Source organism: Glycomyces paridis (genome assembly GCF_004912155.1).
Lineage (GTDB): Bacteria > Actinomycetota > Actinomycetes > Mycobacteriales > Micromonosporaceae > Glycomyces > Glycomyces paridis.
This window is the reverse complement of the sequence record NZ_STGX01000018.1, coordinates 69926-81726: the sequence shown is the minus strand read 5'-3', so window position 1 is coordinate 81726 and position 11801 is coordinate 69926. Positions and strand designations below refer to the sequence as shown.

The 11801-nt window shown below is 65.1% G+C and carries 6 protein-coding genes; 4 read left to right on the top strand and 2 right to left on the bottom strand.

The annotated features are described in order from the left end of the window. Positions 1-114 precede the first annotated feature (114 nt). From E9998_RS21035 to E9998_RS21020, 4 genes are all read left to right on the top strand, one after another. Complete coding sequence (locus tag E9998_RS21035; RefSeq protein ID WP_136531662.1) at positions 115-1323, top strand: MFS transporter; 1209 nt, start codon at positions 115-117, stop codon at positions 1321-1323. A 136-nt stretch (positions 1324-1459) separates the two neighbouring features. Continuing rightward, entirely contained in the window at positions 1460-1861 is a 402-nt protein-coding gene (locus E9998_RS21030; protein ID WP_136531661.1) for a hypothetical protein, read from the top strand. 134 nt (positions 1862-1995) lie between these two features. Beyond that, positions 1996-2295, top strand: coding sequence for a hypothetical protein (locus E9998_RS21025; protein WP_136531660.1), 300 nt, complete (start codon positions 1996-1998; stop codon positions 2293-2295). 294 nt (positions 2296-2589) lie between these two features. Further along, positions 2590-7425: a DEAD/DEAH box helicase gene (locus tag E9998_RS21020; RefSeq protein WP_136531659.1), complete on the top strand. Its 4836-nt coding sequence runs from the start codon at positions 2590-2592 to the stop codon at positions 7423-7425. A 37-nt stretch (positions 7426-7462) separates the two neighbouring features. Here the strand turns inward: E9998_RS21020 and E9998_RS21015 are convergent, their stop codons facing one another. Both E9998_RS21015 and E9998_RS21010 read right to left on the bottom strand, forming a co-directional pair. Then, entirely contained in the window at positions 7463-9364 is a 1902-nt protein-coding gene (locus E9998_RS21015) for a DUF2357 domain-containing protein (protein WP_136531658.1), read from the bottom strand. After that, positions 9361-11796, bottom strand: coding sequence for an AAA family ATPase (locus E9998_RS21010; RefSeq protein WP_136531657.1), 2436 nt, complete (start codon positions 11794-11796; stop codon positions 9361-9363). The genes E9998_RS21015 and E9998_RS21010 overlap by 4 nt, the downstream gene beginning before the upstream one ends. Between the last annotated feature and the right edge of the window lie 5 nt (positions 11797-11801).

Sequence of the window (11801 nt, the reverse complement as noted above, 5' to 3'; positions counted from 1 at the left end):
CGCCCGCTACGGCTGCCTCATCGCCGAAGGCGACGGCCCCGATGACTGCCGCCGCACTCTCGACCAGGCCGAAGCCGACACGGTCTTCGAGTACACGCCGCTGCGGGACGCCGCATGAGCCGCCCGCCCGCGACCGACGAGGACACCTCCGACGGCGTCTGGTCGACCCTGCGGAACCTGCCCGCACCCGTCGTCGTCCTCCTCACCGGCATCGCCCTGAGCCGCACCGGCACCTTCGTCGCCGTCTTCCTCACCCTCTACCTCACCGAGACCGGCCACACCCCCGCCAGCGCCGGAGTCGCCCTGACGGTCTTCGGCATCGGCTCGATCGCCGGCAGCTTCGCGGCCGGCACCGCCGCCGCCCGCTGGGGCGCGCGGCAGGTCATCACCGCCTCGATGCTCCTGTCGGGCACCGCCGTCCTCGGCGTCGCCTTCGCCTCCGACTACCGCGTCCTCATCGCCCTGGCCTTCGCCGCTGGCCTGTTCGGGCAGATGTACCGCCCCGCCGCCTCCGCGATGATGGCCGCCCTCACCCCGGCCCGCCGCCTCGTCATGGTCTCCGCGGCCGCCCGCCTCGGCCTCAACGTCGGCGCCGCGCTCGGGCCCATGATCGGCGTCTGGCTCCTCACCCACTCCTTCGCCCTCATGTTCGTCGTCAACGCCCTCACCCACCTCGCCTTCGGCGTCCTCGCCCTCGTCCTCCTGCCCGACCTCCGCGACGAAGCCGAGCCCGGCGAGACCGCCCCCGCGAGCTACCGCGACGTCTTCCGCGACGCCAAGTTCGTCCTCGTCGTCGTCGCGATGTTCCTCACCGGCTTGATCGAATCCCAGTACCAGGCGGTCCTACCCCTCCAGATACTGAGCGAGGGCCATCCCGCCTGGCTCTACGCCACGATCGTGACCCTCAACGGCGCCATCGTCATCGCATTCGAACTGCCGATCACCCGCTACACCCAGCGCCTTCCGATGAAGACCACCATCGCCTTCGGCAGCCTCTTCATCGGCGCCGGCCTCGCCCTCTTCGGCGTCCCCGCGGGCATCTGGATCTTCTTCGCCGGCGTCCTCGTCTGGACGTTCGGCGAGATCATCTCCGCCCCCGCCATCGTCGCCTACCCCGCCCTCGCCGCCCCCACCGACCGCCACCGCACCCGCTACATCGGCGCCATCACCACCGCCCAGATAGCCGGCTACGCCCTCGGCCCCACCATCGGCACCGCCCTCTACCAACTCACCCCCACCCTCACCTGGACCATGTGCGCCACCCTCGGCCTCACCGCCTACCTCCTCATGCACCGAGGAGTCCGAGAACCCAACCACCCCTGAACCCCAACCGCTGGTTCCGCGCCCGGTCGATCTACTGAAGACGGTTCTCACCGGTCATCCGCCAAACGGTGACGCGAGACGTCCTCTGCGCCGCAGGTCGCGGGCGATGTCGGTCCCTTCGGCTACCGTCCGTCGCATGACGAATGCAGACGAGGCATGGCGGATCGGCAAGTCGAGGCAGTACCGGCGCCTGGCGCTCAGTGGACTCGGAGTCAAGGAGATCGTCCACTACGCCAACGGAAAGCACCCTGAAGCCGAATTGATCCTGAAGGACGGCCGCAAGATAGAGCTGGCAATCGGCGACCTCGAGTTCGCCGCCGAGGAACCGCTTCGGGTCACGGCGGAACGCCACGGGGACTCGACCTATCTCGTGCGCTATACCGGCCCCGCGGTGGAGAACGCCGACATCGCCGTCTTCTTCAACGGCGGCACATGGCAGGAGGAGTTCGACAAGGATCTCGATCGCTGGATCGAAAGCGGCTACACCGAGGACCTCAACTACGTGGTCGACGCCAGAATCATGGCCCGCACCGCTTGATTCGGGTCGGCCCCGGAAGGTGGGGGCTACCGCACCGGCCGCTGCTCGAACACATGCACGGGCGCCGATGCTGAGAACTGCGGCCGAGGTCCGCCCGGCAAACCCCCTTGCGGAAGCCTTCTAGGATCGCGGCCATGTCAGTGAACATTCATCTGTACCTCGACGTGGACCGCCTCAAGTCGCCTGAGGAAGTCGATCGTGTCGGGAAGGCGGTGGATCTCGCGCTCAAGGACCACGGCATCGACTCGTGGATGGTGACGCACGTAAGTCACGAACCGCCCTCGATCACCGCACGGAGCGAGCCTTATCCGATCATCGTCCGCGGATTCGGCGAATGGAGCAAGCAGTTCGAGCACGACATCGAGACCTCGGTCCGAACGATCGCCGCCCAGGCCCGCATCAACCTCGACTGGGGCTTCCCCGACGAAGACTGACACCCGAACGAGGCACGGCAGGGTTTACCGCACCAGACGAAGAAAGACCAGACCTCATGGTCCAGGCCTTCGGCAGCTTCGCGCCGGGATGACTTGCTGAAGGCGGCGCTCCTCGGGTCAATCGCCGGAAGGTGCTGACGCTGCGGTGCTATGGAATCCACACCGTCCATCTGTTCAGCCTCGTTCTGAGGGTTGTACAGACAGTGCGGATACGCTAACGTCCTTCATGTAGTGAGGGCGTTACGCAAAGTGGGGGTAAGTTTGACGCCGTTCCTTCCCAAGGGAGGCAGCGTCATGACCGGAACCGTTCGGGACATCCTCGACCACATTCGAGTCACGTCGCAGACCAATGCGGAACGAGGCAGACGTTTCGAGCAGCTCATGCTCGCCTTCTTCCGCACCGACCCGCAATGGCGGCAGCAATTCTCCGAGGTATGGATGTGGGCCGACTCCCCTCTCGCCGAGGACAACGCCACCGACACCGGCATCGATCTCGTGGCGCGAGAGACTGGATCCGAAGAGTTCTGCGCGATTCAGTGCAAGTTCTACGAGCCGGACAGGGTGATCCGCAAAGCCGACCTCGACTCCTTCTTCACGGCCTCGGGCAAGAAGGGCATCAACCGACGGATCGTCGTGTCCAGCACCGACAAATGGGGCCCGAACGCCGAGGCCGCCCTCGCGGACCAGCAGGTCGAGGTGACCAGGGTCGGAATGTCCCAACTCGACACGAGCCCGATCGACTGGAGCGAGGTCGCCTCCGAGCACGCGTGGGCCGCAGGCGAGCGTCTCGGACCGCGCTATCTGCGCGCCAAGAAGGCGCCCATGCCGCACCAAGACGAGGCGATCGAAGCCGTGCTCGCCGGGTTCGAGACGCATGATCGTGGCCGGTTGCACATGGCCTGCGGCACCGGCAAGACCCTGACCTCGCTCAAGATCGCAGAACGGCTCGCCTCTGTCCACGAAGATCCCATCAGCGTGCTGGTCCTGGTGCCGTCGATTGCGCTGTTGTCCCAGACCATGCGCGAATGGGTGTCCGAGGCAGAGGCCGCCCTGCGGCCCTTTGCGGTCTGCTCAGACTCGAAGGTATCGAAGCAACCTGGGCAGGCGGATTCAGGGGACCAGGCGGTGCACGACCTCGCCCTGCCCGCGACGACGAGCGCGGTCAAGCTCGTCGACCGCATCCGCGGCAGCGACTACGGGCCCGGAATGACCGCGGTCTTCTGCACATACCAGTCCTTGCCCACCATCGCCGCCGCCCAAGCCGTCGGTCTCGAGGCGTTCGACCTCGTCGTCTGCGACGAGGCGCACCGCACCACCGGCGCCGTGCTCGCCGGCCGGGACGAGTCCAACTTCACCCGGATCCATGACCCGGCTTATATCGCGGCCGAGCGGCGACTGTATATGACCGCGACGCCGCGGATCTTCACCGAGTCCGCCAAGGCCGACGCGCAGCGATCGAGCGTCGAACTGTGCTCGATGGACGACGAGGCGAGGTTCGGGCCCGAGTTCCACAAGCTGGGTTTCGGGGAGGCGGTCGAGGCCGGGTTGCTCGCGGACTACAAGGTCCTGGTGCTGAGCGTCGATGCAGGATACGCGGCCAAAGCCTTGCAGGTAGAACTCGCCGACGACAACATGGAGCTCAACGTCGCCGACGCCGCCAAGCTCATCGGCGTCTGGAACGGACTGCGCAAGCGTCTCGGCCCTTCGATCGAGGAGAGCGGGTTCCGGGCGAACGAGGCGCCCATGCGACGCGCCGTCGCCTTCGCACGGAACATAGCCGCGTCGAAGCACCTGACCGAGGTGTTCTCCCAAGTGACCGAGCGGCTCGGAGGAACCTCCGAGGCGAGCCTCCGCTGCGAAGTGGAGCATGTTGACGGCACGATGAACGCGCTGGAACGCGGCAGAGCGCTCGAGTGGCTGAAGTCCGAACCGGGCGAGGGAACCGCCCGGATCCTCTCCAACGCTAGATGCCTGTCCGAGGGCGTGGACGTGCCGGCACTCGACGCGGTGCTGTTCCTGCACCCGCGCAACTCGGTCATCGACATCATCCAGGCAGTGGGCCGTGTCATGCGACGGGCTCCCGCCAAGGAGTACGGCTACATCATCCTCCCCGTTGCCATTCCGGAAGGCGTGCCCCCGAACGAGGCGCTCGACGACAACGAGCGCTACAGGGCTGTATGGCAGGTCCTCAACGCCCTTCGCTCCCATGACGACCGATTCAACGCCGAAGTCAACCGCATCGGACTCAACAAATCCCGCTCCGAACGGATCCTGGCCGACCACATCGCCGACGACCACGACTCGAGCGACCTGGGAAACCTCGTGCAGGCGGCCCGGGACGGCGTGCCGTCGGTCGAGGAGTGGCGCAACGCCATCTACGCACGGATCGTGCAGAAAGTGGGCACTCGGGTCTACTGGAAGGAGTGGGCCAAGGAGATAGCGGACATCGCGGGCAATCACATGACCCGCATCCGAACAGCCCTCGCTCTACCCGGCAAGCAAGCAGCGTTCGACGCGTTCGTGGCCGCCCTTCGCGCGAACCTTAACCCCTCCATCTCAGAGCATGACGCGATCGAGACGCTCGCCCAGCATCTGATCACGAAGCCGGTCTTCGACGCTCTCTTCGAGCGGTACGAGTTCGCGACGCACAACCCGGTCTCCCGAGCCATGGAGACCGTGCTCGAAGCACTGGACGATCAGGCATTGGACTCGGAGCGCGACAAGCTCAAACGCTTCTACGAGCAGATTCGAGTCCGGATCGAGGGCATCGACAACCCCGCCGGGCGCCAGAAGATCCTCCTGGAGCTGTACGAGCAGTTCTTCAAGCACGCCATGCCGCAGGTCTCCGATCGGCTCGGCATCGTCTACACCCCGGTCGAAGTCGTCGACTTCATCCTCCAACTCACCGACCAGGCCCTGCGCAAGTACCTCGGCGCCTCGCTCAGCGACGAAGGGGTGCAAGTCATCGACCCGTTCGCAGGCACCGGCTCGTTCATCGTCAGGCTCCTCCAGTCGGAACTTATCCGGCCCGAGGACCTCGTCCGGAAGTACAGCAGTGAACTGCACGCGAACGAGATCGTCCTGCTCGCCTACTACATCGCCGCCGTCAACATCGAAGAGGCGTTCCACAACAGGTCTCGGGAGGCCCGGTACCGGCCGTTCGACGGCATGGTCCTGACCGACACCTTCCAGCTCTATGAGAGCCGGCCTGAAGCTTCGGAGGGCGTGCTCGGAGGCAACACGAAGCGCGCGGTCCGCCAGCAGAGCGTTCGCATCATCGTCGTCACCGGCAATCCGCCCTACTCCGTTGGACAGAACAACCAGAACGACGGCAACCAGAATCTGAAATACCTCGGGCTCGACCAGCGCATCCGCGAGACGTATGCGGCAAGGTCGACCGCCACCAACAAGAACTCGCTCTATGACTCGTATGTGCGGGCACTGCGCTGGGCGAGCGACCGGATCGAGGACGACGGCGTGATCTGCCTCGTCCTGAACAACGGGTTCATAGATGGGAACACCGCCGCAGGACTGCGCCGCACCCTCACAGAGGAGTTCGACGCGATCTACTGCTTCAATCTCCGAGGCAACCAGCGGACCGCCGGCGAGCTCTCGAAGAAGGAAGGCGGCAAGATCTTCGGATCGGGCAGCCGGGCGGGCATCGCGGTCCTCCTGCTCGTCAAAGGCGGCAGAGCGGCAGAAGGCGAAGCATGCAGCCTCTTCTATCGGGACGTCGGCGACTACCACGATCGGAAGCGCAAACTTGAGATCGTGGCGAACGCAACCGACCTCCTCCGAGCGAAAGGTTTGGACACTCTCGGTTGGCAGCAACTCGACCCTGAAGCGGACGGCGATTGGATCAACGTAAGGGACAAGCGATTTCAAGGCTTCCGCGCCCTCGGCGACAAGAGCGCGGGGAACATGTCGAAGCCGATCTTCGAGACGTACACGAGCGGACTCAAGACAGGGCGAGACGCCTGGGTGTACAACTTCTCCGATTCCGCTTTGATGGACAACGTGCGATCGATGATCGATTTCTACAACAGTCGAGTGAGCAGCCGGGCATCGACCAACGCGGATGGCGAAGCCGGAGACGCAGCCTTCGATCCGGCGAGCGATCTTTCGACGGCTGGGGGTGGCCGATTCAGCTGGAACGTGTCCGACCGGATTCGACTGCTGCGAGGAGTGCGGCTCGAAGTCGATGAACTCTGCGTGTTCGAAGGGACTTATCGACCGTTCACCAAGCAGCGCGTCTACCTCACTGCCGACACAAGTGACCGCGTATATCGACTCGAACGGGCATTTCCGACTCCTTCGGCGAAGAACGTGGGGTTCTATACGACCGGGACCGGCTCAGAAGAGCCGTTCTCCGTTCTTGCGGTAGACAACGTTCCGAACCTGCACGCGGTCGGAACCAAGAGCGTCGGCCCACTCTTCGCCAGATATTCCTATCACCGCGTCGACCCCGATAGCCTGGCGCTCGGCGATAGCAGCGAGGGATATGTGCGAGCGGACAACATCACCGACGCCGCCCTCAGGGACTACCGGGAGACTTACCGAGACGGCTCGATCTCGAAGGACGACATCTTCCACTACGTCTACGGCATCCTGCATTCGCCCATGTACCGGTCTGAGTTCGAAGCGGACCTCCGAAAGTCGCTGCCTCGCATCCCCAAAGTCGCGCGGTTCCACGAATTCGCCCGCTCGGGCAGCCGACTCATGCGGCTGCACCTCGCCTACGAGTCGGCCGAGCCGTACTCCGGCATCCGAGAGATCGTCGCCGAAACCAAGACGGCCGACTCTGCGGATCTCTATCGTGTCGACCGGAAGATGAGATTCGCGTCGAGGCAGGACCGCACCCGGATCGTCTACAACTCCCACGTCACCCTCGCCGATATCCCGGAAGCCGCCTACCGCTACCAGATCGGATCCCGCTCGGCTGTCGAGTGGATCATGGACCGCTACTACGTCCGAACCGACAAGGCCAGCGGCATCGTCAACGACCCCAACGACTGGTCTGACGATCCGCGATACATCATCGACCTGCTCAAACGCATCGTAACCGTGAGTCTGGAAACCATGGCGATCGTGGACGCCCTCCCGCCGTTGGAGATTCTGCCGGATCAATGAATCCGTCGTTCTAAAGATTGAACCGATCTGGACTTCCTCATCGGTCGCAACCGCATGCAGGTGCGCCTTGGCAGGTCTCGCACCACGGGCACTTGAAGCGAGCCCGGTCCGAGAAGTTCGGGCAGGGCAAGGCGAGCGTTTCGCTTCCGAGTGCAGCATCGATCGCGTCGCCCCCCATCAGATCGGCGAGGCCGGATTCGATGATCTTCCCCGCCCAGAGCACGGGGAACTGCTCCTTGCAACTGCCGCAGATCCGCGTTCCCCACTGTGCTCCGCATTCGCATTGGCAGTGGTACGTCGAGGAGCGGGCCTCGAACGCCACCGGTCCGGTTCCAGGGCACAGCGGGCAGTTCGTGAGGAGGCGCATCGTCTCCTCGGCCGCGTCGACTTGAGCGATGACTTCTTCAGCGGACGCACGGCGCGTGGAGAGGGACCGCGCGATGTACGCGGAGTCCAGGGTTCGGATCTCGTCGCGGAGTCGGCCCAGTTCGCCGGGAGCCATGGGCTTCGTCAGGTGCCAGTCCTGGTCCTGCCGACGCAGCCACGGCCGCGGCTTGAACTGGACCCATGGCTCCGCGGGAATTCGGGGAGGGAACAACTGCTGGAGGCGGGTCGCATGCAAGATCCACCGCAGCGACCGCGCGATCCGTTCCGCGCTTTCGATCTCCAAGGGGGACACTGGGACCATTCCGAAGAGTTGCCGCGGTGTCCCGCTGAACGCCGAGAACCTCCCGGTCCAGTGAACCTGGTCCTGCAGCCTGCGCGGCAACGGGGCCCGTTCGGACCGGTCTCCGGGATACACGATCACCGTGGATACGGCGGCGGCCCCGTGCTTCCGCAGCAGCGCATCGACCGACTCTTGGACATGGTCCGATGAGGGACCCGCAGTGATGTCGCTGCTGAACGGGACGACTGCCGCGATCGTCTCCTCGCCCAGTAGCACCTCGACGTGCTCGTCTGCCGTCATTCGGAGTCCGTATTGGGTTCCGTGACCGTCCACGAGGCCGATTCGTTCGCCGATTTCGTCGAGAGGCCCGTTCACCACCTCGAATCCGAGGACGCCGAACGCCCGGAGCACCATGGCCAGCGCGTAGGTGTTGAACGCGGGTTCGAAGTCGCGATGCTGCTCCTTGAGCAGGACCGACTGGTCGGCGTCGCGGAGCGCCCAGGCTTCCCAGAGCAGCGCGATCCGGTGATACCTGTAGTTCCCCATGAGCAGGTTGGTGCGAGGAAGCCGATAGGGGATCGGCGCTCTGCGGTTCGCGCGGTTGTACACCGGCGATGATCGGAGGAGGTTCACGTCCTCATTCAGGTCCTCCAGCCGTTTCAGGGTTTCTGCCACCGGTCCGACTTGGTCTTTCGCGGCTTCAACGGCTTCTGCGAGGAGGTTCGAAAGTCGTCGGCGCTTCCAATAGGACTGCTTCCCCTCCAAGGCGGCTCCATACCGGCTCAGGTCGCCGAGGTGCCGCAGCAGCAGGCGGAGGTCGCCGATGCGGCCGCCGAGATACCGTCGCAGCCGGTCGACGAGCTGCGCGGCGACCTGGTTCTCATAGAAGTCGTAGTCATCGGTGTATCGCACCGAGAGCAGGCGTTCCGGTATGACCCGATCGAATTCCACCCCGGCCCAGTCCTCACTGTGACTCGCGAGCCGGGTCAGTCCCGCAACAGGTACCCGCCGGGCCTGCGGTGCGCGCACCAGGACGTGCTCGACTCCCAGGCGGTCGTGCGGCTGCCTGCAGACCCCGGTCAGGGCGGGGAGGAACTCGACGATGTCGGCGTCGAGCGGTGTGAGGCGCGCGTGGTGTGCGACGTCGGGAACCAGCAGCGGCGTGTCAAGGATGCTGTGAACGTCGTCAGCGCCCGTGATCTGGCGGTACAGGTACACGATGCTCGCCATGACCACCGCAGACGGTTCGGCGTTGACGATGCCTTCGTTCATGCACGCCTCCGACGGACTTCATCGGAGAAGACGCGCTTGCAGCGCTCCGGGCTCGTTCCCTCGAATCGGTCCGTCCAGTAGGTCATGAGAGCCGTTTCGAGGTGCTGCAGGCCTTCGTTCGTCACCTCGAATCGGCTTCGCAGCTGGTGGAGCACTTTGCTCGCGATGAACTGGTCCGCTGCCAGTGCCACCGGGTCGACGGTCTTGTTCTTGACCTTGAAGGGGCCGCGGCTGGCCTCGTTGATCGCTTCGGTCCCGCGGGCGGCGACCGCGACGGGCACGTACCGTTCGAGCTGCGCGGTCACTCGGGGATCCAGGTGGATTCGGGCGACTTCATGCAAGTCGTCCTCGAGGGAGTCGAGGAGCGACTTGACATCATGGTACGCCGACGCATGCTGGTTCCTCGCCTGCTCGAAGGCACGCTTCAGCGCGTTCGCCGAGTAGGGCTCGACGCGGCCCTTGTCGGGTACGAACGGCCGCTTAGCGGGAAGTTCGAGGACGAAGGAGCGATTGTAGGTCTTGTCGGCGAAGCCGAGCGTGGACTCGTCCTGGTTGGCGGTGCCGACGAACCACACGTTGTCCGGCAGGAAGATCCCCGTGCCGTCCTCGTCCATCTGGGAGGGCCTGCGCCCGTGGCCTATCGGCGCGAGCCTGATCGGTTCCTTGTCGCCGTCGCGCCCCTGGTTGTTCTCCAGCTTCGACAGCAGCACGGAGAAGTACTGCTCCGGTCGGGAGAGGTTCATTTCGTCGAGGACGATGAAGAACGGGCGGTCGGCGTAGCGCGGCGTCTGCGCCTTGTACAGCGCGAGCAGGAACGACTCTTCCTGGAACCGGCGCTCGAAGGTGTTGTAGTGGCCGAAGAGATCGTGCTTGTCCCGCCATCCGGCCTGTACCTCGATCACCTCGCACGCGGTGCCTAGCGCTTTGGCGAACGCCTTCGGGAGCGAGGTCTTGCCGATGCCGCTCATGCCTTCGAGCAGGTGCAGGTGGCTCATCGCCATGCCCCCGAGTTCGGAGCACACGTCGTCCAGCCGATAGGCCCGCTCCGAGTCCCTGAACATCGCGGCTTGAAGGTTGCACGCGAGTTCGTGCAGGTCGGGAACCTGGTCGTCGACAAGCCTGCCTCGTTGCTGGAGCCAGGGGTCCTCGTCGATGGCGACGCAGTTGGGGAACAGCGGCTCGGTCGGGTCCGGCCGTCCCTCTACGAGCTCCTCCAAGGTCCCGCTGAGCTCGGCGATGCGCTGCTCGTATCCCCGGCTCATCACCGCGTACTGCTGCTCCGCGTCGGCGAGCTGCTTGACTCGCATGGCGCTGATGCGATCGGAGAGTGCTCGACCGTGCTCGACCTGCAGTTCGTAGCTGAGCCGTTCGCGCTCGGCATTGAGCGCCCGGTTCTGCTGTCGGAGCGCCTCGAGTTGCGAGGCGGAAGCCTCGTCGGGACGCGTTTCGAGTTCGTCCTTGAGCTCCTGGACCTCGACTCGGGCCGCGGCCAGGTCCTTCAGGAGCTGTTGCGGATCGGCGATGCCGATGGAGGCCCACCGGCTGCGCAGTTCTGAGAGGTCTCTCGACTGCTCTTCCAGCTGTGTGACCGCCGCGGTGGCATCGGCCTCCTTGACGATCAGTTCGTTCTCCAGCCTCCGCAGTTCGACGGCTGCGAGGGCTTGGACCTCCTGGTCGAGTTCCCGCTTCCTCCGGTTCACCATCACCTTGTCGCGGTGGAGAGCTCCCCGCTCCTCATCGAGGGTGCGCTTGAGCTCGTCGAGTTCGGCGCGTTCCGCTTCTAGGGCCTCGGCTTGACGATTCGCCGTCTCGGTGGACATCGCCCACTCTGCTTCCAAGGCCTTTCTGCGGGACTCGATCGCCGCCTCGCCGATCTGCCGCGCCTCCTCCAACTGTTGCTGGAGCGCCCGCTCAGCGGCAGCGCGACGGGCCGGGAAGCCCGAGGTGGACTCGGCTTCCCGCTGGATGAGTTCGTGCTCGCGTTCGTCGAGGGTGCTCGCCTGCTTCCGCAGTGCGCTCGCCTTCACCTCGACCTTCTCCCGGTCCTTCGCGAGGATGTCACGCTCGCTTCGATTCTCGTCGAGAGCGGCTTCGGCTTCCCGGGCGCGCTCATTCGCCGCCGCCTCGCGCTCATTCGCGCGCTCGGTGGATTTCCGGTAGAGCTCCTCCTGCGCTTTCAGGTCGTCGAATGCCTGCAGTAGCCGGTCTTCCTGCACCGCAAGGTCTGCCTTCGCCGACGCCGCGGCGTCCGCAGCCGGTGGGAGCCCTACGCCCTCGCCTTCGGCGGTTCGTCTGGCTGCGGTGTCGTCCCCCGACCGCTTCACTGCCGTCGTGACATCGACCTCGCGGTCCTTCTTGGCGGCAGCCTTTCCCCTGGCCTGCTGGGCGGGGAGGTTCTTCCGCTGTTGGTTGCGGCCGTTCCTCTGGCTCACGTGGC

What these genes read in the sequence shown, in the direction of transcription:
- E9998_RS21035 (WP_136531662.1), top strand. Translation starts at nt 115, where the DNA reads ATGAGCCGCCCGCCCGCGACCGACGAGGACACCTCCGACGGCGTCTGG.
- E9998_RS21030 (WP_136531661.1), top strand. Translation starts at nt 1,460, where the DNA reads ATGACGAATGCAGACGAGGCATGGCGGATCGGCAAGTCGAGGCAGTAC.
- E9998_RS21025 (WP_136531660.1), top strand. Translation starts at nt 1,996, where the DNA reads ATGTCAGTGAACATTCATCTGTACCTCGACGTGGACCGCCTCAAGTCG.
- E9998_RS21020 (WP_136531659.1), top strand. Translation starts at nt 2,590, where the DNA reads ATGACCGGAACCGTTCGGGACATCCTCGACCACATTCGAGTCACGTCG.
- E9998_RS21015 (WP_136531658.1), bottom strand. Translation starts at nt 9,364, where the DNA reads ATGAACGAAGGCATCGTCAACGCCGAACCGTCTGCGGTGGTCATGGCG.